This window comes from Xanthomonas sp. NCPPB 2250 (assembly GCF_056725265.1).
The window spans coordinates 587,521-610,945 of record NZ_CM161520.1 but is presented as its reverse complement, the minus strand read 5'-3'; the positions used below and the strand labels follow the sequence as shown (position 1 = coordinate 610,945).

Below are 23,425 nucleotides of genomic sequence, written 5' to 3'. Positions count from 1 at the left end.
ACCACCGCCGCGCAACGCGCGACGGCGGCCGTTGCCGCGAGACCGATCAGCGCGGCGTCTGGGTCTTCTCGCGCTGCGGATCCGGCTGCTGCTGCTCTTGCGCCTGCCGCTGGGTTTCGGCGGCCAGTTGTTGCTGGCTGCGCTCCAGCGGCACCGCCGCGGCCTGCTGCCTGTCCACGTAGGCACGATTGACGTCGTGCGGATTGTCGGGATTGCGCTGCACGGCGATCAGGCCGCGGCGGTCGCCGCTGAGCACCAGGTCGTCGATGCGGTTCATGCCGCTGACCTTGGCCTCGAACGCGACCTGGCCGGCGGCGCGCTGCATCTCGTCGGCGCTCTTGAAGCCGCCGTTGGGCCCCTGCTTCTGCAGGTGGTCCATGGCCTGCTTGTACAGCGGGTTGTCGGCCAGCGCCGCCGCGTCGGCCTTGGCCGGCGCGGGCTGCTTGGCGATCGCCTCCAGGGTGGCCTTGTCGGCGATGCCGGTCGGCGCCAGGCCCTTCTCGCGCTGCAGGTTGGCGACCACCTGCTGGGTGCGCTCGCCGTAGTAGCCGGTGCCGCTGAGCAGCTTGCCCTGGTCGTCCTTGACGCCCAGTTCGATCAGGCGCTGCTGCATCGCCTTGACGTCGGCGCCCTGCTCGCCCGGCTTCAGCGCCGTGCGCGGCTCCTGCGTGCCCTGGCTCTGCGCCTGGGTCTGCTGGCGGTCCTGCAACAGGTCGCGGCCCTTGGCCAGCGGATCGGAGGCGAACAGCTTGGCGTTCTGGTGCGTGGCCAGGTAGTCGTCCAGCGGCATGGTGTTGACGCCCTTGCTGCCGGTGGACTGGCTGACCAGCAGTTCGCCGCTCTTGGGATCGCGCACGACCATCATGATGTGGTCGATGCCCTTCCAGTGCTCGTGCGCGGTCTTGCCCGAATCCACGCCGATGACCATGCCTTCCTTCAGCGCGCCGGGCTTGAACACGTCCTTGCCCTGCAGCAGCACGCCGGAGTTGTCGAAGGCCTTCTTGACGATTTCGCCGGAGCCGGACATGCCCTGCACCAGCATGTCCTTCTGGGTGAACACGTCGCGGCCGGCCTTGCGGTTGATCTCGTTCATCGTCGCGTTCTGCAGCTCGGTCACCCAGCCGGAACAGTCGATGTAGCCCTGCGACAGGTGCTTGCCGTCCACGCCGCGGTGGTAGTACTTGCTGCTGCTGACGTTGATCGCGTACTTCACGTCGTCGTGCTTGACGCCCAGGTCGTAGGCGGCGGTCAGCGCGATGCCGTCGTGGCCGCCCTGCTTGCCGCCGGCCGGTGCCGGCGTGCGCGCGGGCGCCGGCGCGTTCTGGCCCTCGGCGAGCGGCTTGATGCCCTTTTCCGGGATCGCGATGTGGTCGTACTTGGCGTCCCAGTACTTCACGAAGGCCTTGGCCATGTCCTGGTCGGACAGCTTCTTGAAGTCGGCCAGCGAGGTGCCGGTGTAGGCCTGGAACTGGCGCGCGCCCTGCGCGTCCTTTTCGCCCGGGACGTTGTTGAGGATGTTGGCGCGGGTGCCCTTCAGCTCGAAGTGGCCGGTGGCGATCGCGGCCTGGATCGAGCGATAGCCGCCGGCGCCCTGCTGGTGCGCCATGTACATGTCCAGGCCGTCGGGCTGCGCCTTGCCGGACAGGTAAGCGCGGCCGTCGCGCTCGTGCTGGCGGGTCAGGCTGTTGCGATTGTCCTGGTACATGCGCGCGGCGGCATCGGTGTTGGCCACCGCGTCGAGCTCGCGACCGCGGATGCCGTAGGCGCTGGCGGCGCCGGGCGTGAACTGGAACAGGCCCTTGGCGCTGTTGGGACCGCGGCTGGCCTGCTCGTCGAAGCGGCCGCCGGTTTCGATGTAGGCGAAACGCATGAAATCGTCGACCGGAATCTGCCGCTGCTTGGCTTCCCGCTCGATGATGTCGAGATTCTCTGCCTTGGTGGTATCGCGTGCCATCTCGTGTAACTCCTTGAGGTTGAGGTACGGCCATCGCGGCCGCCTGGGTCAACCGAGCTCGTCCATGAGCTTGTTAGTGCGCGGTCAACAGAACGATTGCGTACTGCGGAACATCGGGTGCTGCGTCCACCGGCGCGCCGCCGCGCGCCGTGGGGTCATGCGTCGGGCGTCGGCTGGTACTGGCCGCTGTCCGGGTCGTAGGCGTACTGCAGGACGTCGCTGCCATCGAGCAGGCGCGCGCGGCCGGGACCGGCGATCGCGGTGCCGTGCAGCGCCACCCGCAGCGCCGGCATGCCCTGGCCGGGCACCGCCTGGAATTCCAGGGTGCCGGTGCTGGACACGTGCGGCACCACGCCGTCCGGGTCGCTGGCCGCCTCGTTGTCCTCGCCGGCCGCCACCGTGCCGCAGTAGACCCAGCTGCGGTAATCGCCGAGGTCGTGCCGGTTGGGATCGAAGACGAACAGCGCGAAGCCGGCCTCGGTGATGCCGTTGCCGAAGCGGGTGGTCGGCAAGGCCAGCAGCAGCCGGCCGTCGCCCAGCGCATGCTGCTGCGGCGCGCGCGTGGTATCGAACGCATCGGCACGCGCATACGCGCCGAAGCTGCCGACGTAGCGCTGCGCATGCAGCACCATCCACGGCCGCTCGCCGCCCGGGGTGGTCAGCTGGAAGGTGGCGGCACCGAGCGAGACGCCCTCGCCCGGGTTCGGAAAGGTTTCCGCATCGTCGATGCCGTACTGGCCCGGCGTGGCATAGCTGAAACCGGTGTAGTACTGCTTGCCGTCCAGCTCGAAATGCCGGCCGCCCCAGAAATTCACCACGGCACCGTTGTCGATCTCGTAGGACACGGCGCCATCGCCGTCCCAGCCGTAGATCAGGTACAGCACGCTGCCCGCATCGGGTGGCACTTCGGGAGCGGCGCGCTTGTTGTCGTTCGACATGTCCAGAACATCCTGTATTCGGTGAAGAAGCCGGAAGAACCCACCTGCACATTCCGACGCGCACCGCCGCCGCGTCCGCCCTGGCATGGGCGACGCACGACGCGGACGCGACGCCTGACGCGGAGCACGAAGACTCCCCGCGGGCGCGGTTGCGGACGGAACGACGGTGACGTGCACTGCGGCCCCGAGCAGGGGCGGTGATGGCGGTCGCGCATGGCGAACCGCACGCCGGCAATCCACGCCGGCATTTCGGGCGAGTGCAGCATCCCATGCCGCTCGCGAATGACTCGCCTGATCATCAGGCCCCGTGGGGCGCATCTTAAACCAGGTCCTACGCCCGAAACCACCGCCGCCGTACGCGCCGCGTCGCCTCCCCGCGCCGCCCGTTCAGCGGTCCAGCGGCGGGGTGTAGCGCTGCTTGGCGGGGTCGTAGGTGTAGGTGACGGCGTCGGCGGGGCCCAGCGTGCGGACCTTGCCCGGCCCCTCCACCGCCGTGCCCTGCAGGGCCACCCGCAGCGACGGCACGCTGCCGCTGGTCGGCGGCACGAAGCTCAGCGTGCCGGTGCTGGTGGCGCACTTCATGGTGCCCTGGTCGTCGCAGGCGGCGCTGTTGTCCTCGCCGGCGGCGACCGTGCCCAGGTAGACCCAGCCCTTGTAGTCGCCGAGATCGTTCTTGTTCGGGTCGAAGGTGAACACCGCGAAGCCGGTACTGGTGATGCCGTCGGCGAAACGGGTGGTCGGCAGCGCCAGCAGCAGGTGGCCGTCCTTGGTCTCGGTGCTCTGCGGCTTGCGCTGCTCGTCCAGGGTGTCGGCCTTGCCGTCGGAGCCGAAGTCGCCGGCCCAGCGCTGCGCGTGGAACAGGGTCCAGGCCGGCTTGCCGCCGGCGCTGTCGAGCACGTAGGTGGCCTGGCTGATGCTGACGGTCGCTGCCGGGTCGGGCAGGTCCTGGTCGCCGGCCGGGTCTCCGGGCTTGTCGTACTTGCCGCCGGTGGCATTGGCGAACCCGGTGTAGTACTGCTTGCCGCCGAGGTCGAAGCGGTAGCCGTACCAGAAGCTGGCCACCGCGCCGTTGTCGATGGCGTAGGAGGCCGAGCCGTCGCCCTTGACGCCGTAGATGTCGGCCAGCACCTGGCCCGGCGCCGGCACCTCGGCGGCGGCCGGCTGCGCCGCGGCGCTCGCGTCGGCGGGCGCGGCGGATGCGGGCGCGCTCGCCGTGGCCGGGGTCTGCGCCGCGGCCGGCGCATCGGCGGCCTTGTCCTTGCACCCGCCCAACAGCAGGAAGGTTGCCGCCCACAGGGCCGTGGTTCCTCGCCTCATCGCACTGCATCCTTTGGAGTCCGTTGGCGCGCGATGCTACCAAGAACCACGGCGACGCCAAGTGACAGGCGTGCACGCCGCCGAGACCGGCGCCGACGCCGCAGCGCCCCGGCTCAGGGCGCGTCCGGCTCCATCGCCGGCACCGGCTGCGGCCGCGCCAGCAGCGGCTGGGTCAGCGCGTACAGGATCCGCAGGTCTTCGTCGTCGAAGGCGGTAGCGTCGTTGCCGCGGTAGTGGTGATGGAAGGCGCGCAGGGTCGCCGCACGGTCGTCGACCGGGTAGCCGATCAGCGCCAGCGCCTGCCACGGATCGAAGCCGGGGGGCGCCGGCGGCGTGTCGGCGGCCGGCCAGCGGCCGAAGCCGGCGTCGGCCAGGCGCTTCCACGGGAACAGCGGACCCGGGTCGACCTTGCGCGAGGGCGCGAAGTCCTCGTGGCCGACCACCTGGGTGCGCGGGATGCGCAGGCGCGTGCACAGGTCCTCGAGCAGCACCAGCAGGCTGGCGATCTGTTCCTGCGCGAACGGGGTCTTGCCGTCGTTGTCCAGTTCAATGCCGATCGAGGCGGAGTTGATGTCGGTGATGCTGCCCCAGCGCCCGGCGCCGCCGTGCCAGGCACGGTCCTGGTCGGCGACCAGCTGGTAGCGCGTGCCGTCGCGGCCGATCAGGTAGTGCGCGCTGACCTTGCCCTTGCTGTTGTGCGAGCGCAGCGTATCCAGGCTCTGCTGCACCGAGTGCTGGTCGGTGTAGTGGATGACGATCAGGATCGGCCGGCGCGCGTCGTAGTTCGGCGACGGCACCCAGGTGGCCAGCGGATTGCGCTGCGGCGCGTGCGCGCAGGCCCCGAGCAACGCGAGCGTGCCCAGCAGCAGCAGCCGGCGCACGGCGGACAGGGACGGCACGGGAACGCGGGTCATGGACACTTCCTGGTCGGGGACGCACAAGCGTACGCAATCGGCGCGTCGGCGGCGTGCAAGCGCGCGTCGACGGCCACGCGCACGCTCAGAAGCGGTAGTTGAAGTTGACATACCACTGCCGGCCGATCGCGCTGTACACGCGCGGGAAGTACGGCCAGGTGGTGTAGGTGTCGTCGCGCGGGTGCAGCGCGTCGAACACGTTGAGCACGCTCAGGCCCACGGTGGCCTTGTCGGTGATCTGCTTGGCGAGGTCGAGGTTCCACACCAGGTAGGGCGCGACCCGGCCGCGCTCGGCATAGTCGGGCCGCGAGCCGTAGCGGTAGCCGTACACGCTGGCCGACCAGTCGCCGCGGCTCCAGTTCGCGCGCCAGTTGCTGCGCGTGCGGAACGCCAGGTAGTCGACGTCGTTCATCACGTCCACCGGACGCGCGCCGGCGAACTGCGCCACCTCCATCCGCAGCACCCGGGTCAGCCCGCCCTGCAGGCCGAGCGTGCCCCAGGCGCCGAGGTCGAGGTCGTAGCGCAGGCTGGCGTCGACGCCGTCTGTGCGCATCAGCGACTGGTTGATGGGGAAGGTCTTGAACGCGGTGATCTGGCCTTCGCTGGTCAGGTCGGTGCCGGGACTGCGCGTGACCGCGTCCAGGTAGAAGCGGCAGGCCGCCGAGGCGGTGTCCACCGCGGCGCCGGCGCGGTCGCGGCCGAGCAGGCAGTTGGCGTTGTTCTCCAGCAGGGTTTCGCTGGAGATGGCTTCGACCCGGCCCTTGAGTTCGATGCGGTAGTAATCCAGGCTCAGCGACAGCGTCGGCAGTGCATCCCACACCGCGCCGAGCGTGGTCGACTTGCCGGTCTCCTCGCGCAGCAGCGGATTGGACGCCTGGGTGGAGAAGGTCTGGTACTCGTGCGCGCTCGCGCAGGCCGCCGACAACGGATCCAGGCCGTCGCGACGGCACAGGTATTCGTCGACCACAGTGGGGTTGTTGGCACTGGTGCCGGCGTAGATCCACAGCAGGTCCGGCGCGCGGAAGCTGGTGGCGTGGCTGCCGCGCAGCAGCAGGGTGTCGAACGGACGCCACTCCAGGCCGGCCTGCCAGGTGGCCGCGCCATCGACGGCGGTGATGTCGTCGTAGGCGTCGTAGCGCGCGGCCAGGGTGGCGCTGAGCCGGCTGGCGATCGGCACGCGCAGCTCCAGGCCGGCGGCGTAGCGCTTGCGCGGGCCGCCGCCCGGGGTCTGGGTGAGGTTGTAGATGCGCTCGCTGCCGGTGTAGTCGACGGTGGTGCGCGGGTCGGGCTGCAGGTCGTAGGTCTGCCGCGCCGCTTCCAGCACGGTGGCGATCTGCACCATGCCCGCCGGCAGTTCGAACAGGTCGCCGCTGACCACGAACTGGGCCTGGTCGGTGGCCGATTCGCCGCGGCTGACCACCTCGGTGGTGAGCTGCTGGTACAGCCCCGGGCTGCCGGGCGCGAACAGCCGGTCCGGGCGCACGCGGCGGATTTCGGTGCCGTCCGGCCGATAGCCCAGCACAGGCCCGAAGTAGTAATCGCGCACCGCATTGGTGAGGAAGCGCGGGCGCCGCGTCGTGATGTCGTAGCGCGACAGCGACACGCTGGCGTCCCAGTCGAAGCGCCCGCCGAGCGCTTTGCCGCGGACGCCGGCATTGAGATTCCAGCTGCGCTCGTCGTAGTCGATGGTCTTGATGCCGCCGACCTCGTCCGGCAGGAAGATGCGCTGCGCGGTGACCAGGCCCAGGTCCGGATCGTAGGCGGTGAACGCGCCTTCGCCGATGTAGTAGTGGGTCTGGCTGGAGCTCTTGTCCTCGGAACGGTTGGCCAGCAGTTGCGCGTAGGCGGTGACGTCGTGGCCGAGCTCGGCATCGCCGGCCAAGTAGGCGGAAGTCTTGCCGTAGCCGTTCTGCACCGAGCGCCCGGCGTAGTAGTCGAACGCACCGCAGCGGTTGGGCGCGGGCAGGCTGTCGCTGGTGCGGTAGGCCCGGAAGGCCGGATTGGTCGCGGTGCAGGCCGCGGCCAGCGCCTGCGGCGAGGTCGACAGCGTGCCCGCCTGCGGCCACAGATAGGTGGTGCCGCGGCGCAGGTAGACGCCGGAGATGGACACGTTGGGCGAGCTGGGGTCGGCCTTGTTGGCCGGATGGTCGTCGTAGGAATCCATGAAGTCGCGCTGGCGGGCGACGATGGGTTCGCGATCCAGCCGCTCGAAGGCGTAGGTGACACTCCAGCCCTCGCCGCGGCGACCGCCGGTCCACTGCAGTTGCCCGCTGTCGCCACCGCCGCGGGTGGTGGTGCCGGCACGCACGCGTAGGCTGTCGCCCTGGAAATCGCGCTTGGTGATGATGTTGACCACGCCGGCCACCGCGTCGGAGCCGTAGATGGCCGAGGCGCCGCCGCTCATCACCTCGATGCGCTCCACCGCCGCCGCGGGGATGCTGCCCAGGCTGACCGCGGTGCCGTTGGCGCCGTAGGGTTGCGGGTAGTCGGCCATGCGCTTGCCGTTGAGCAGGATCAACTGATAGCCCGGCCCCAGCCCGCGCAGGTTGAGGTACTGGCCGTTGGGCGAACTGCCGGTCTGGTCGCTCTCGTTGAAGGTGCTGCCGCTGAACTGGGTCAGCGTGCCCAGCGATTCCCACACCGTGCCGAAACCCTGCTTGCGGATGTCCTCGGCGGTGATGACGGTGACCGGCGCCGGACCTTCCACCTGCGCGCGGGCGATGCGCGAGCCGGTGACCAGCACCGCATCGAGATCGCGCGGCGTCGCCGCCTGTTCCTGCGCCGCGGCCGGCAACGCCGCGACCAGCGTCGTCAGCGACGCCAGCGCCACGCGCACGGACCACAAGGGAAAAGGACGACGAACGATTCGCATGGGCACGCGGCTCTCCTGCATGGCGCGGGTGGATGGCGCGAACGCCGCGGGCGCGGCCACGGCCGAGCGCCTGTCCCTGGCGTCCACGCACACGGCGATGACCCGTGCGCGGTACGCGGCCATCGTGTTGCGGGTTCCTGCATGCTGCCGAGCGGACGCGGCGCTGCCGTGCGGTGCTTGCACGTTCCCCAGCGCTATCGCCACGCGCCCCCCGCGCATTCGGATGTAACACGCGCTCGCAAAACCTGTCAACGCAGCGCCTTGACAGGAAAAAACCGGGAATCGAAGATCCTGGCGTCGGCGCGCAGCAAGCGCCGGCCTTCTTTCCAGACAGTGGGATCCCATGATCACGATGCGCGGCCTGTGCCTGTTGCTCGCCGCGGCGGCGAGCGGCGCCTTCGCCACGGCACGCGCCACCGAGGCCATGCCGCTGCAGGCACAGCCGGCGCAGTTGCAGGCCGCGCACTGGATCGCGCGGCTGCCGGCGGCGTCGCCCCCGCTGCTGGAGGCGACGCAGCGCGCCGCGTTCAACGCCCGACTGCTGCGCGACGATCCGTCGATGCACGATCTGGCGGCTCTGCCGGCGCAACTGCCCGGCGCGCAGGTGCGCGCGCGGATCCTGGCGCTGTCGGCGCCGCCGACGCGCACGCTCTACGACATCCAGGGCGGCGCACTCGACGCCGCGCGATTGCAGGCGCTGCAGCGCGCGCTGGCGCTGGATGCGCTGCCGACGCAGGTGCAGCCGCGCTACGCGCTGGTGGTGCAACGCGCCGACCTGCGGCGCTTCCCGACCGCCGAGCGTGTGTTCAGCGACCGCGCCGATCGCGACATCGACCGCTTCCAGGAATCGGCGCTGTATCCGGGCAGCCCGGTGGCGATCCTGCACGCCAGCGCCGATGGGCAGTGGCTGTTCGTGCTGGCGAACAACTATGCCGCGTGGATCGCCCGCGACCGCGTGGCCGAGAGTGACCGCACCAGCGTGCTGGCGTACGCGCAGCGCACACCGCGGCTGCTGGTGACCGGTGCGCGCGCGGCCACCGTGTTCACCCCGGAGCTGCCGGCCGCCTCGCAGGTGGCCCTGGACATGGGCAGCGTGCTGCCGCTGCTGCGCGACTGGCCACCGCAGCAGGTAATCAACGGCCAGTCGCCGCTGGCCGCCTACGTGGTGCAGCTGCCTTTGCGCGACCGCGACGGACGCCTGCAACTGGTGCCGGCGCTGGTGCCGCGCAGCGCCGACGTCGCCGAGGCGCCGCTGCCGGCCACGCCGCAGATGCTGCTGCAGCAGGCGTTCAAGTTCCTCGGCGAGCGCTACGGCTGGGGCAACAGTTACGACGCGCGCGACTGCAGCGGCTTCGTCGTCGATCTGCATCGCAGCCTCGGCATCGAGCTGCCGCGCAACACCGGCGACCAGGCGCGCAGCCCGGCGCTTGCGCCCGTGCCCTACGCCGCGACCGACCCGCTGCCGCAGCGGCAACAGGCGCTGGCGCAACTGCGCGTCGGCGACCTGGTCTACATCCCCGGCCACGTGATGCTGGTGATCGGCCACGAAGACGGCCAGACCTGGGTGATCCACGACGTGGCCGGCGCCAGCTACCGCGACGCCGCCGGGCAGGTGCAACGCGTGCGCCTCAACGGTGTGTCGGTGACGCCGCTGGAACCGCTGCTGCTCGGCGACGGCACGCCCTTCATCGACCGCATCACCCGCATCCAGCGCCTGCACGCGCCGACCGCCGAATGAAGATCACCGAGATCCGCCTGGGCATGCTGCGCGTGCCGCTGAAGACCCCGTTCAAGACCGCGCTGCGCACCGTGCAGGCGATCGAGGACGTGGTGGTCATGGTCCACACCGACGATGGCCGGATCGGCCATGGCAGCGCCCCGGCCACCCCGCCGATCACCGGCGACACCCACGGATCGATCATCGCGGCGATCGAACGCTGCCTGGCACCGCGCCTGATCGGCGAGGACATCGCCGACCTGCAGCGCCTGCGCGGCCTGATCCAGGGCGCGCTGGAACACAACAGCAGCGCCAAGGCGGCGCTGGAGATCGCCGTGCACGACCTGTGGGCGCAGCAGCACGGCGCGCCGCTGTACCGGCTGCTCGGCGGCGGTACGCCGCACCTGACCACCGACCTGACCATCAGCGTGAATGCCGTGGACACGATGGTGGCCGACGCGCTGTCGGCGCTGGCGCGCGGTTTCGTGGCACTGAAGATCAAGATCGGCACCGATCTCGCCGAGGACATCGCGCGGGTCAAGGCGATCCACGCCGCGGTCGGCGATCGCGCGCAACTGCGGCTGGACGCCAACCAGGGCTGGACGCCGAAGCAGGCGGTGCAGGCGATGCACGCACTGGAACATGCCGGGGTCACGCTGGAACTGCTGGAGCAGCCGGTCAAGGCTGGCGACGTGGACGGCCTGCAGTACGTGACCGAGCGCGTGCAGACCCCGGTGATGGCCGACGAAAGCGTGTTCTCGCCGGCGCAGGCGATCGCGCTGCTGCAGCGGCGCGCGGCGGACATCGTCAACATCAAGCTGATGAAGGCCGGCGGCCTGTCCAACGCGCTGCGCATCGCCGACATCGCGGCGGTGTACGGCGTGCCGTGCATGATCGGCTGCATGCTCGAATCGAGCATCGGCGTGGCCGCGGCGGCGCACCTGGCGGTGGCGCGCGCGGACGTCATCACCAAGGTGGACCTGGACGGGCCGTCGCTGGGCGCGTTCGACCCGGTGGTGGGCGGCGTGCAGTTCGACGAGGCGCAGATCCGCATCGGCGAGGCGCCGGGGTTGGGGATTCGCGAGATCCGGGGGTTGGAGCTGTTGCCGCGGTTGGTGTAACGGCGCCGCGCCTGGCTGGCTGGCTGTCGCAATTGTGGGAGGGACTTAAGTCCCGACTGCTGTCGCAATCGGTTATTGGATGGCTTCACTGGTCGCGACTGAAGTCGCTCCCACAGGGGCTTGCGGGGAGCCTGCCGGGTGCACTGTGGGAGGGACTTCAGTCCCGACTGCTGTCGCAATCGGTCATTGGATGGCTTAACTCGTCGCGACCGAAGTCGCTCCCACAGGGGCTCGCGGGGAACACATCGAGTGCACTGTGGGAGGGACTTCAGTCCCGACGCATCGCGCCATCGGAACGCATAGCACTTCGCTCGCCTCGGCTGCATGGCAGCCGACGCCTAGAGGAGGCCAATGCGCCGCCCGCCAACTCCGCAGGCGGCGCAATGTCACTAGACCACGGCCTTTCAGCCTCCATAGGGATCGACAGTGCGGATGCTCCCATCCGGCTCGACGTGCAGCGGTGTGCACTTGACCGAGCGCAGGTGGGTCACGCCGCCGGACAACAGGGCGTCGTGGTAGAACAGAAACCAGCGCCCCTGGAACGCACAGATGGAGTGGTGCGTGGTCCAGCCCACTACCGGCTTCAACAGCACGCCGCGATAGGTGAACGGGCCATACGGACTGTCACCAATGGCGTAGCACAGCAGGTGCGTGTCGCCGGTGGAGTACGACAGGTAATACCGGCCCTGGTCCTTGTGCAGCCACGGTCCCTCGAAGAAGCGGCGCGCGTGGTCGTCGGCGCGCAGCGGTTGTCCGTGCTCGTCGAGGATGACGATTTCCCGCGTGCGCTCCGCCAGCTGCGTCATACCCGAGTCCAGCCTGGCGATGCGCGGACCCAGTGCCGGCGCATCGCCTTCGGGTTCAGTGTGTGCCGCGTCGTAGCGGTCGTCGCGGTACTTCTGCAGCTGGCCGCCCCAGATGCCGCCGAAGCACAGGTAGTGCGTGCCGTCGTCGTCCTCGAACACGGCCGGGTCGATCGAGTAGGTGCCCGCGATCGGCTCGGGTTCGGCGGCGAACGGGCCTTCCGGGCGATCGGCCACCGCCACGCCGATGCGGAACAGACCCTGCGTGTCCTTGGCGGGGAAGTACAGGTAATAGCGGCCGTCGCGGGTAGCCGCGTCCGGCGCCCACATCTGCCTGCTGGCCCAGGGCACGTCGCGCACATGCAGGGCGACGCCGCAGTCGGTGACCGCGCCTTCGGGCGTGTCCATGCGCAGCACGTGATAGTCCTCCATGCCGAAATGCCCTCCGTCGTCGTCGAACGGCGCGCCGCTGTCGATGTCGTGCGACGGATAGAGGTACAGGCGTCCCTCGAACACATGGGCCGACGGATCGGCCGTGTAGATATGGGTGACCAGCGGTTGTGAGATGGCGCGTGCCGCGAGGTGGCCCAGGTCGCTGAGGTCACTCACGTCGCTTCCCTGGCGCCGCGCCTGCAGATCGTGTTCGATGCGACGTTCCATGCGCTTGTCGATCCGGTAGAAGAACAACAGCGCCACCGCGACCAGGAACGGAATGGCGCTATACACGCTCACGGTCAGGCGGATGCCGTCCACCACGGCCTGCGGCTGCTGTTCGGCGCCCGCCTGGTAGCCGTGGTGCGCGAGGATGCCGGCGACCAGCGCGCCGCCGATGCTGAGCCCGATCTTCAGCCCGCACAGCATCGCCGAGAAGATGATCGCGGTGGCGCGGCGGTGGTTCTTCCATTCCGAGTAGTCGGCGACGTCGGCGATCATCGCCCACAGCAAGGGAATGGTGATGCCGTAGCAGAAGCCGTGCAGCATGAAGGCGCCGAAGGCCACGCCGATCGCCGTGGGCGGAAACACGTAGAACGCCAGCAGGAACAGGGTGGAGACCAGCAACGCGCCGCCGAAGGCATCGCGCTTGCCGAAGCGGTCGGCCAGGGGCCGGGAGAAGCCGATGCCCAGGATCATGCACAGAATGCCGCAGGCGTTGAACAGGCTGAAGGCAGAGGTCGCCGGATCCTGTGGCCAGGTGAAGCCGGACAGGCCCCAGCCGCCGAGCAGCGCATTGACGCCGCCGATGAAGCCGTTGAAGCCGGAGGCGTCGAGAAAGCCCGCCAGCGCGGCCTCGCTCAGGTAGTACTGGAAATAGTAGATGTAGGTGCCGCCCTTCAGTGCCAGGTTGACGAAGACCAGCACGGTCAGCGCCAGCATCACCTTCCACGGCCGGTTGTGCAGCAGGTCGGACAGGTCCTGCAGCACGCCGGCGCTCTGTTCCTTGGCCGGGACGATGCGCTCGCGGGTGGTGGCGAAGGTGATCAGGAAGAACAGCGTGCCCACCACCGCGAACACCGTCATCAGGCGCTCGAAGCCGCGCACGTTGTCGCCGTCGCCCAGGATCAGCACCAGCGGCAACAGCAGCACCTGGATGATGAACTGCGCGATCATCACCGCCACGAAGCGGTAGGCCGACAGGCTGTTGCGCTGGGCCATGTTGCCGGTGAGCACGCCGCTGAGCGCCGAGTACGGCAGGTTGTTGGCCGCGTACACCAGCATCAGCAGGCCGTAGGTGGTCAGGGCGTACAGCACCTTGCCGCGCGCGCCCAGCTCCGGCGTACTGAAGGCGAGCAGCGACAGCACGCCGAACGGGATCGCCGTCCACAGGATCCAGGGCCGGAACTTGCCCCAGCGGGTGGCCGTGCGGTCGGCGGCAATGCCGATCAGCGGGGTGAACACGAAGGCGCCCAGCAGGCCGATCACGAAGATGATCGTTGCCGCCGTGGCGGCCGGCAATCGGTACACGTCGGTGTAGAAGAAGGCCAGGTAGGTGATCAGCGTCTGGAAGATCAGGTTCGCCGCCAGGTCGCCCAGGCTGTAGCCCAGCTTCTCCCGCACCGACAGCACGTGCACGGCGGTCTCCGCACTGCGGGGCTCAGTCACGGCGTGCCTCCAAGGTGAAGCGCCCACGCACGCGGGCATCGGCGCTGGAACCACCGATCCGTACTTCGTAGCTCCCTGCCGGCACGACGTAGGTGCCGCGCGCATCGTCGTACTGGCGCAGCGCCTGTTGCGCGTCCAGCTCGAAGGTCAGGGTCCGCCGTTCGCCCGGGGCCAGGCGCACGCGCTGGAAGCCGCGCAGCGCCTGCTGCGCGTCGCCGGGTGCGGCCGCCAGCCGCCGCACGTATAGCTGCGCGACTTCGTCGCCGGCGCGCTTGCCGGTGTTGGCCACCTCCACCTGCACCTTGAGGCGTCCGTCGTCGGCGATGCGCGGCGCATCCACGCGTAGCTTGCCGTAGTCGAAGCGCGTGTACGACAGGCCGTGGCCGAACGGATACAGCGGGGTGCCGCGGAAGTAGCGGTAGGTGCGGCCTTCCATCGCGTAATCGTCGAAGGCCGGCAGCGCCTGATCCGCCCTGTAGAACGTCACCGGCAGGCGGCCCGCGGGATTGACCTCGCCGAACAGCGCCTGGCCCACCGCGGTGCCGCCGCGCTGCCCGGGATACCAACTCATTAGGATCGCCGACAGATGCGCCTGCGCCCACTCCACCGCCAGCGCCGAGCCGCCGGTCAGCACCATCACCACCGGCTTGCCGGTGGCGTGCAGCGCTTCCAGCAAGGCGCGCTGCGGCGCAGGCAGGCGCAGGTCGGTGCGGTCGCCGCCGGCGAAGCCCGGGTAGTCGACCTTCATCTCTTCGCCCTCGACATCGCCGGTCAGGCCGCCGACGAACACCACCACGTCCGCGTTGCGCGCGGCATCGAGCGCCTCCTCGAACGGCGGCTTCGCCCCGGGCATGCGCCAGCCCAGGCGCACGCCGGCGTCGCGCTCGGCGTCGTAGTACTCCAGCTTCACCGCATAGGCACGGTCCGCCTGCAGGTCCAGATCCACGCCGTCGGCGCGCATGCGGTCGCTGTCGGTCCAGTGATCCAGCACCAGCTTGCCGTCCACATAGAGACGGAAGCCATCGTCGGCGGCCGCCTCGATCCGGTAGCGGCCCGAGACCGGCGGCAGCAGCTGGCCGCTCCAGCGGATGCTGAAATGATCGTTGGGAATGCCCTGCCCCGGCCCCGCTTCGCCGCGGGCCAGCAGGTTGTCGGTCGGCGAGCCGCGGTCCCAGCGGAAGCCGATCTGCGCGTCGGTGCGAACCAGCGCCGGCGTCCCAGAGAGATCGGGCGTGCGGAAGTATTCGCCACGCAGGCCGCGTTCCGGCGAATTCGCCGAAGGCCGCAGATACGCCGCTTCGATCAGCGGCGTGGCGCCCGGATCGTCGCGCCCTTCGACCAGATCCACGCCGCGCGCATAGCGCACCTCGATGCCCTTGGCCGCGTCGCGGATGCCCTGCAGGATGGTCACCGGGGCCGCTGGCGTGCCGAAGTAGTTGCCGAGCAAGGCCATGGTGTCGTCGGCGGTCGGGCCGACCACGGCGATGCGCTTGAGGTCGCGCGACAGCGGCAGCACGCCATCGTTCTTCAGCAGCACCAGCGATTTTTGCGCGGCCTGCAGCGCCAGCGCATCGTGCGCGGGTGCCTGATTCGCCGAGGCGGGGATCCGCGCCCAGCGCACGCGCTCGGGCGGGTCGAACATGCCCAGCCGCATGCGCGCGGTGAACAGGCGCGTCACCGCGTCGTCGATCTCCGCTTCGCGGATGAGTCCCTGGCGTACCGCCGCCGGCAGCGTGGCGTATTCCTGGCCGCACTCCAGTTCGGTGCCGTTCTTGACCGCCAGTGCCGCGGCCGCCTCGCGGCTGGGCGCCAGATGGTGATGCTTCCAGATATCGACGATGGCCCAGCAGTCCGACACCACGTAGCCGGTGAAGCCCCAGTCGCGGCGCAGTACGTCGCGCAGCAGGAACTGGCTGGCGCTGGCGGACTCGCCGTATACGCGGTTGTAGGCGCCCATCACCGCGTCCACCTTGCCCTCCTTCACCAGCGCCTCGAACGCCGGCAGGTAGGTGTCGTAGAGGTCGCGCTTGCTGGGGCGGGCGTCGAAGTGGTGACGGTCGGCCTCCGGGCCGCTGTGCACGGCGAAATGCTTGGCGGTGGCATCGAGCTTGCGGTACACCGGATCGTCGCCCTGCAGCCCCTGCACGAAGGCCACGCCCATGCGCGCGGTGAGATAGGGATCCTCGCCGTAGGTTTCCTGGCCGCGGCCCCAGCGCGGGTCGCGGAAGATGTTGATGTTCGGCGACCAGAAGGTCAGCCCCTGGTAGCGGCCATGCGCGCCCTCGCGGAGGAACTGATGGTGCTTGGCGCGCGCCTCGTCGCTGATGGTGGTGGCCACCTGCCCCATCAACGGCACGTCGAAGGTGGCGGCCAGTCCGATGGCCTGCGGAAACACGGTGGCCTGGCCGGCCCGCGCCACGCCGTGCAGCGCTTCGTTCCACCAGTCGTAGGCCGGCACGCCCAGGCGGTCGATCGCCGGCGCGGCGTTCTGCATCTGCGCCGCTTTCTCTTCCAGGGTCATCTGCGCGACCAGCGCCGCCGCCCGGGTCTCGAAGCTGGCGGAGGTGTCTTGCCACGGCGGGGTGTCCGCGGCATGGCCGACGCCGGCCAGGGTGATGGCGGCGCACAGGGCCAGCGTGCGGAACAGGCGGCCACGAACGCCGCGACGAAAGGAAGACCTGCGCATCATCATTTGCTCCTCGAGGCGCGCTCGTCGCGCGCGAAAGGACCGAGCAGTGCGCCTACGAAGCCGCCTGCCCGATCCGTACTCAACACCGTCCCGTCGACATCATCGGCGAGGGTCTGCCAGCCTTGCCCCGTGCCGGCGTCGAAGGCGAACGCGTACTTTCCTTCGTCACCGGAGATCTTCAGGCGCAGCGCGCTGGACGCGTCCAGTTCGCGGCTGGCCAGCGTCCTGGTTGCGCCCTTGCCCGCGCGCGCTTCGAGGAAGACCGTCACGCGATCGCGGCCCACGCGGCGCACGCCAAGGAAGTACCACCAATCCTCGTTCTGGAACGCCGCAAGCCCTGCCGCCACGCCCGCCGCCGGCCGCGTCAGTGCGGTGCTGGCCTCGAAGCGCAGATGCTGCTGGCGGCGCCCCAGGAAGGCGGGGTTGCGCAAGGTGTCCAGGTTCTCCGGCAGCGGATGCACGGCCAGGCTGCCCGGACGCGTGCGCAGGTCCGCCCAGTCCTGCCTGGGCACGCGCACGCGCAACCAGCCGCGGCCAAGCGTCGGCGCATCGAACTCGTCGCGCTCGACGAAGTTGCCGGTGGACGGCGCCTGCGACGCCTCGCCCTGCATCCACGACGGCGCCTTGACCGCATAGGGGATGGCCTGCCCGGCCGGCAGGATCACCGGCCAGCCGTCGCGCCACTGCACCGGCAGCAGGTAGGTCTCGCGCCCGGTGTTGTAGTGGCGCACGTCGTAGGTGCGGCTGGCGAGGAACACGGCCCACCAGGAACCGTCCGGCCCTTCCAGCATGTCCGCATGCCCGGCATTGGCGATCGGCAGCGGCCGCTCGTCGGGCAGGTCGCGCTGGGTGAGGATGGGATTGCCTGCGTACGGCACGTAGGGACCCCACACGTCGCGGCTGCGCAGCACCACCTGGGAGTGCTGCGGCCCGGTGCCGCCCTCGGCATCGGAGAGGTAGTACCAGCCGTCGCGGCGATACAGGTGCGGCCCCTCGATCCAGATCGGGTTCTTCGCCGGCTCCACCCCGCCGTCGATCAGCACCTTGCGCGGCCCCACCGGGGTGAAGGTCGCCAGGTCGAGTTGCTGCATCCAGATCGCGCGATGGCCGTCGTAGCGCGGCGGACCGGGCGGCACGTCGTTGTTGAGCAGATAGACGCGACCGTCGGCGTCGAAGAACAGCGACGGGTCGATGCCACCGATGCCCGGCAGCCAGTGCGGATCCGACCAGGGCCCGGCGGGATCGCGCGCGCTGGCGATGAAGTTGCCGCCGCTGTCCACGGCGGTGGTGACCACGTAGAACACGCCGTCGTGGTGGGCGATGGCCGGCGCGAAGATGCCGCGCGACACGCTGAGGCCATCGAAGTCGACTTGCGTCGGCCGGTCGATCACGTTGCCGATCTGTTTCCAGTGCACCAGATCGACGCTCTCGAACACCGGGATGCCGGGGAAGTAGGTGAAGCTGGAATTGACCAGGTAGAACCGTCCGTTCGCGCGGACGATGCTCGGGTCGGCGTGGAAACCGGCCAGGATCGGGTTGCGGTAATGCCCGGCAGGCAACGGCGCATCGAAGGCCGCGTCGTGCCCGGCGTAGTCGAACCAGTCGAAGTAGACCGGTGGCGCAGGTGCCGCCCACAGCGGTTGCAGCGCAGCGGACAACAGCAGGACGGCCGTGGCGAGCAACGGGCGCATCAGGGAACTCCTTCGGAGAGTGAGAGCTCGAACGGTCCTGCCGGCGCACCGGCACTGTCGCGCAGCGTGCAGACCGGGCCGTCGGCCCAGCAGTAGCGCACGCGCGCGGCGGCGGCGGCGGCGGCGGCGGCCTGAGGACTGCGCAGGACGACGGTGTGCCCGTCCAGCGCCGCGTCGGCATACGTGCAGCGCTGCGCCTGGGCATCGCAGAGTTCGAAGCCGATGGGGCCGCTCGCCCCGGTCGTGACCAGGCGGCCGTCGACGTCGTCGAACACGATGCGCACCCCGGCCTGCGTGCGCGCTGCCGAGCGCGGGATCGGGCCGGACGGCGCCAGCGCGCGCTCGCCGTAGACCACGTGGCGCGCCACCCGCGCCAGGCGCCGCCCCAGTTCCTGCTTGTTGGGCGGATGGATGTCGTAGGCATCGCCGATGTCGATGGCCACCGCAAGCCCGCTGTGCGGGCCTTCGGCCGCGACGCGGCGCTGCGCCTCGCGCACCTGCGCCCAGCCGCTCTCCGTCGGTGCCTGGGGCGGCAGGCCGTAGCCGGCGAGCTGCACCACCAGCAGCGGCATCTTTGCACCGAATTGACGGCGCCAGTCGTCGCGCAAGCCACGCAACCGCGTTGCATAGGCCGCGCCGTCGCCGGTGTTGGATTCGCCCTGGTACCACACGATCCCGCGCAGGCCGTCGTTGCCCAGCGGCGCGATCATGCCGTTGTACAGCGTCGACATGCCGGAGGCCGCGTGCCACGGCGCCAGCGGCGGGGCCTGTGGATCGGGTGCCACACGGTACTGCCAATGCCCATCGAGGACGATCCGCGTGCCATCGTCCAACTGCACGGCGTGGGCACTCGCGGGGCCTGCCAGTCCACCCTCGCCGTAGGTATCCAGCACGTTGACGACCACCGTGTTGCTGCCCGCCTGCAACAGGCCGGGCGGGAGCGCATATCGGCGTGGATCGCTCGGTGCGTTCTGGCTGCCCACGGCCACGCCATTGACCCAGGTCATGTCCGTCTCATCGACCGGCCCCAGCACCAGCCGTGCACCCTGCGCCGCCTGCGCGGCGGTCAGGGTGACCTGCGTGCGGTACCAGACCATGCCGTTGTAGTCGGCGAGCGCGGGCACGCCCCAGCGCTCCCAGGCGCCGAGCGCGGCCGGCGCGTCCTGCCACCCGGTGCGGTCCGCGCCGGGCTGCCAGGGCGTATCGCCCGGCGTGGCACCGGCGCGCGTGGCCCACCACTGCTGCCAGTGCCGGCCCCAGCGTGCGCTCGCGGCGACGGTATCGGTGGCATACAGCGCCAGCACGTCCAGCGCCTCGTCCATGCCGCCCTGTGCGCGCAGCGCATCGGCGCTGGTCCAGGCCTCGATCCGCGCGCCGCCCCAGGCCGCCTGGATCAGCCCCATCGGCACCTTGACCGTCTTCTGCAGCTCGCGCGCGAAGTAGAAGCAGGCGGCGGAAAACTCCCGCACCGTCTCCGGCGATGCGGGTTGCCACGCGAAGGCGGCCGCGAATGCATCCTGCGGCGTCACCGCCGCGGCTTTCGGCACGGTGAACAGGCGGATGTTCGGCTGGGCGGCCGCGGTCAGTTCGCGGCTCGCATCCAGCGCGCGTCACACCGGCAGCTCCATGTTCGACTGCCCCGAACACAGCCAGACATCGCCGATCAGCACATCGCGCACGACCTGGCGATCCTGTCCCGCGCGCACGGTCATGTCGTAAGGCCCACCGGCAGCGACCGGCTTGAGCGTGGCACGCCAGCGGCCGCCGGCGTCGGCACGTGCGCTGACCGACTGCCGCGCGAAGGTCACAGACACCGTGGCACCCGGCGCGGCATGGCCCCACACCGGCAGCGGCCGGTCGCGCTGCAGCACGGCGTGGTCCTGGAACAGCGGATGCAACAGCGGTGGCACCGCGTGCTGCGCCATGCAGGGCGTGGCGCAGCCTGCCAAGGCCGCCGCCAGCAGCCAGCCCCTCCACATGGTCGGCTTCATCGTCCATCTCCGGGTGCGGAAGGAAACTGCAGCGCCTGGTACCAGGCCAGCGGATGCGGCGGCGGTGCTTCGCCTGCAGGCAACGGCCGTCCGCTCACCGACTGGAAGTACGCCACGCTGGCATCGCGCCACCACTGCGCCTCGCGCAACTGGATGCGCAGGAACGCCGCCACCTGCGCATGCCGCTCGTCGTCCACCTTGCCGCGCAGGCCGTCCCAGGTGGCCTGCATGGCCTGCACCTGGCGCACGCCCAGCGCATAACGGCCGACCAGTTCGTCCCATAGTGGGCGCCCCGAGGCCATGCGGTGGTCCCACGGCACATGGTGGAACCACAGCAGCAGCGACTCGGGCACCCGCGCCGGATCGCCATACACGGCCGCCACGTCCGGCGCGTACTGGCTCACCGCATTGCTGCCGCGGGCGGTGCGGTCGAAGCCGATGCCGTCGCGATCGGCGCGGTGGTAGTACACCGAGGTCCAGTCCGCGCGCGGGCCGCCGTCCACCCAGGGGCCGGGGCCGTAGTGGTGGCCGCGCGCCATCAGGTGGTGCAGGCCCAGCGGGGTCATGTAGTTCACCGCGGCCTCGCGCGAGCCCATCATCATCCCGACGATGGGCTGCACCACCTCGGACGCCGGCGAAAAGGTCATCGCCGCCCATTCCGCGGCGATGGCGCGGGCGGATTGGTGCGGATTCCAGGCGAGACGACCGAAGGCATACCAGTTGGCCTGCTCGAAGTGCGAGCCGCTCCAGCTGCGGTCGTTGCCGATGTTGGCGACGCCGGCGATGCCGGTCAGGGCATGGCCTTCCAGCGAGCCGTCCACCACGTCCGCCACCGTGGAACCTGCGCCGCGCGCGTGGGTGTCGGCCCGCAGCACTTCCTCGTACAACGGCCCCAGGTACACCAGGTGCGTGGCGAAGCCGAGATACTCCTTGGTGATCTGGAATTCCAGCATCAGCGGCGTGCGCGGCATGGCGCCGAACAGCGGATGGAAGGGCTCGCGCGGCTGGAAATCGATGGGGCCGTTCTTGACCTGCACGATCACGCTCGGGCGGAAGGCGCCGTCGAGGCCGACGAACTCGGTATACGCCTGCATGGCGCGGTCCACCGGCACGTCGTGGGCGTAGACGAAGGCCCGCCACATCACCACGCCGCCGTGCGGCGCCAGCGCATCGGCCAGCAGGTTGGCGCCGTCGGCATGCGAACGGCCATAGTCCTGCGGGCCGGGCTGGCCTTCCGAATTGGCCTTGACCAGGAAGCCGCCGAAATCCGGAATGCGCGCATAGATCTCATCGGCCTTGTCGCGCCACCAGCGCTGCACGGCCGGGTCGCGCGGATCGGCGGTCTTCAACCCGCCCAACTCGATGGGGGCGCTGAAGCGTGCGCTCAGGTAGACGCGGATGTCGTAGGGCCGGAACACGTCCGCCAGCGCCGCCGCCTTGTCGAGATAGACCGGCGCCAGGCTCTGCGCGTTGGCGTTGACGTTGTTGAGCACGGTGCCGTTGATGCCGATCGAGGCGTTGGCGCGCGCGTAGTCGGTGTAACGCGGGTCGCGCCATTCCGGCAGGCTTTGCCAGTCCCACAAGGAGCGCCCCGCATAGCCACGCTCGACATGGCCGTCCAGGTCGTCCCAATGGTCGAGCACGCGCCGTTGGATCCGTGGCGACTCATGCACCGCGAGTGCGTCCAGCGGCGCGCCGGTCTGCAGCAATCGCAGCAGATGGAACACCCCGTACAACACGCCGATGTCCCGGCGTCCCGCCACCAGCACCACCGCGTGCCCGTCGATGCGGGTGCGCTTGAGCAGGTAGCCCTCCTCGCCCAACGACGCGATCTCCTCGCGGAACGGCACGAGCGCTGGCGACGACTGCGGCGTGCCCAGCACCACCGCATGATCGCCGCTTGCGGAAGCACGCGTCGCCGGGGCGCGCCCCAGCAGGCCGGTGAGGCCACGCACCAGCTCGTCGCGCGCCACACGCTGCGTCGGCGTCCGCGCCGGCGCCACCACCTCGTACAGGTGCGCGGCGTCATCCGCACCTGCGGCGCCTTGCGAGGGCAGGTAACGCAGCCATAGCGCAGCGCCGTCCTCCGCGCGCACGCTGCACGCGCAGGCCATCAGCACCATGGCAGCACACGCCATCCACTGACACCGCATGACATACGGACGGCGCCCAAGCGCCGCCAGCAAACCTTGTAAGCTGACGGCGTACCCGCGGCGCGGCAGCGTCAGGAACAACAAAGGGAACGCGTTTTGGACAAGCCGAAGAAAGCGGTCCGCCGCAAGACCAGCGGGGTGACGATCGACGAGGTGGCGGCCTTGGCCGGGGTTTCGCCGATGACGGTGTCGCGCGCGATCAACCAGGGCAAGGTGCGCGATGCCACGCGCGAGCGCGTGATGCGCGCGGTGCGCGAGCTGGGTTACACGCCCAACCTGGCCGCCAGTTCGCTGGCCGCCGCGCAGCACACCCGCATCGCCCTGATCTACACCAATCCCAGCGGCGCCTACCTGCGCGAGCTGCTGGTCGGCTTGCTGCGCGTCGCGTCCAACGCCGCCATCCAGTTGGTCATCCACTACTGGGAAGACCTGGACCCCGACGCCGAGCGCAAGGCCGCACGTGCCCTGGGCGGGCGCGTGGATGGCGTGATCCTGCCGCCGCCGTTGTGCGAATCGCAGGCGGCGGTGAGCGAACTGGTGAAGGCCGGCATCCCGGTGATCGCGATCGCCGCCGGGCGTCTCAGCGACGCGATCTCCTGCGTGCGCATCGACGACTTCCATGCGGGCAAGGAGATGGCCGAGCATCTGATCCAGCACGGCCACCGGCGCATCGGCTTCATCCGCGGGCGCCAGGACCTCAGCGCCAGCGCGCGGCGCTACGAGGGCTTCGTCACCGCGCTGCAGGAGGCCGGGCTGAAGGTCGAACCCGGCCTGGTCCAGCAGGGCGACTACACCTACCGCTCGGGGTTGGCCGCCGCCGAAAAGCTGCTGTCGCACCGACGGCCGCCGACCGCGATCTTCGCCAGCAACGACGACATGGGCGCGGCGGCGATCTCCGTCGCGCACCGGCGCGGCCTGGAAGTGCCGCGCGACCTGTCGGTGGTCGGCTTCGACGACACCTCGGCCGCCACCACCGTCTGGCCGGAGCTCACCACCATCCACCAACCGATCGCCTCGATGGCCGATGCCGCCATCGACATCCTGCTGCGCAGCATCCGTCGCAAGCGCGACGACGCACGCGTGTCCAGCGACCACGTGGTCCCGCACCGGCTGGTGCTGCGCGGTTCGGTCGCCGGCCCACCCAAGGGGCGCTGACGCAGCACGC

The 23,425-nt window shown here is 70.1% G+C and carries 12 protein-coding genes and 2 pseudogenes; 3 read left to right on the top strand and 11 right to left on the bottom strand.

The features are described 5' to 3' along the window. Nucleotides 1-46: 46 nt before the first annotated feature. The 5 genes from AC1PMG_RS02635 to AC1PMG_RS02615 form a co-directional block, all read right to left on the bottom strand. On the bottom strand, nucleotides 47-1,954 hold the full coding sequence (locus tag AC1PMG_RS02635; RefSeq protein ID WP_481110554.1) for an XVIPCD domain-containing protein: 1,908 nt from the start codon (nucleotides 1,952-1,954) through the stop codon (nucleotides 47-49). Nucleotides 1,955-2,109: 155 nt separating this feature from the next. Then, nucleotides 2,110-2,892, bottom strand: coding sequence for a hypothetical protein (locus tag AC1PMG_RS02630; protein WP_481110553.1), 783 nt, complete (start codon nucleotides 2,890-2,892; stop codon nucleotides 2,110-2,112). Between the two features lie 387 nt (nucleotides 2,893-3,279). Continuing rightward, a complete protein-coding gene (locus AC1PMG_RS02625; RefSeq protein WP_481110552.1) occupies nucleotides 3,280-4,209 on the bottom strand; it encodes a hypothetical protein in 930 nt (309 codons plus the stop codon). A 113-nt stretch (nucleotides 4,210-4,322) separates the two neighbouring features. Continuing rightward, nucleotides 4,323-5,123 (bottom strand): N-acetylmuramoyl-L-alanine amidase, encoded by an 801-nt coding sequence (locus AC1PMG_RS02620; protein WP_481110551.1) that lies wholly within the window; start codon nucleotides 5,121-5,123, stop codon nucleotides 4,323-4,325. A gap of 85 nt (nucleotides 5,124-5,208) precedes the next feature. After that, a complete protein-coding gene (locus AC1PMG_RS02615) occupies nucleotides 5,209-7,995 on the bottom strand; it encodes a TonB-dependent receptor plug domain-containing protein (RefSeq protein WP_481111595.1) in 2,787 nt (928 codons plus the stop codon). A 343-nt stretch (nucleotides 7,996-8,338) separates the two neighbouring features. On the opposite strand from AC1PMG_RS02615, the gene AC1PMG_RS02610 reads away from it, so the two are divergent. Then, entirely contained in the window at nucleotides 8,339-9,733 is a 1,395-nt protein-coding gene (locus AC1PMG_RS02610; protein WP_481110550.1) for a C40 family peptidase, read from the top strand. Continuing rightward, nucleotides 9,730-10,833, top strand: a complete 1,104-nt coding sequence (locus AC1PMG_RS02605) for a dipeptide epimerase (protein ID WP_481110549.1) — start codon at nucleotides 9,730-9,732, stop codon at nucleotides 10,831-10,833. Before AC1PMG_RS02610 ends, AC1PMG_RS02605 begins: the two co-directional genes overlap by 4 nt. Before the next feature lie 404 nt (nucleotides 10,834-11,237). On the opposite strand, the gene AC1PMG_RS02600 is transcribed toward AC1PMG_RS02605, so the two are convergent. The 6 genes and pseudogenes from AC1PMG_RS02600 to AC1PMG_RS02575 form a co-directional block, all read right to left on the bottom strand. Then, nucleotides 11,238-12,245, bottom strand: coding sequence for a glycoside hydrolase family 43 protein (locus AC1PMG_RS02600; protein WP_481111594.1), 1,008 nt, complete (start codon nucleotides 12,243-12,245; stop codon nucleotides 11,238-11,240). Beyond that, nucleotides 12,240-13,706, bottom strand: a pseudogene (locus AC1PMG_RS02595) (MFS transporter); the annotation flags it as partial. The pseudogene AC1PMG_RS02595 and the gene AC1PMG_RS02600, both read right to left, overlap by 6 nt. A 22-nt stretch (nucleotides 13,707-13,728) precedes the next feature. Then, the gene (locus tag AC1PMG_RS02590) at nucleotides 13,729-16,422 is read right to left on the bottom strand and encodes a glycoside hydrolase family 3 C-terminal domain-containing protein (protein ID WP_481110548.1); all 2,694 of its coding nucleotides are present in this window, start codon (nucleotides 16,420-16,422) and stop codon (nucleotides 13,729-13,731) included. A 2-nt stretch (nucleotides 16,423-16,424) separates the two neighbouring features. Further along, complete coding sequence (locus AC1PMG_RS02585; RefSeq protein ID WP_481110547.1) at nucleotides 16,425-18,116, bottom strand: glycoside hydrolase family 43 protein; 1,692 nt, start codon at nucleotides 18,114-18,116, stop codon at nucleotides 16,425-16,427. Beyond that, nucleotides 18,116-20,107: pseudogene (locus AC1PMG_RS02580) on the bottom strand (sialate O-acetylesterase). Before AC1PMG_RS02580 ends, AC1PMG_RS02585 begins: the two are co-directional and overlap by 1 nt. Continuing rightward, a complete protein-coding gene (locus AC1PMG_RS02575) occupies nucleotides 20,104-22,245 on the bottom strand; it encodes an alpha-glucuronidase family glycosyl hydrolase (RefSeq protein WP_481110546.1) in 2,142 nt (713 codons plus the stop codon). Before AC1PMG_RS02575 ends, AC1PMG_RS02580 begins: the two are co-directional and overlap by 4 nt. 111 nt (nucleotides 22,246-22,356) lie before the next feature. Between AC1PMG_RS02575 and AC1PMG_RS02570 the strand changes: the two genes are divergently transcribed. Continuing rightward, nucleotides 22,357-23,415, top strand: a complete 1,059-nt coding sequence (locus tag AC1PMG_RS02570; protein WP_481110545.1) for a LacI family DNA-binding transcriptional regulator — start codon at nucleotides 22,357-22,359, stop codon at nucleotides 23,413-23,415. Nucleotides 23,416-23,425: the final 10 nt, after the last annotated feature.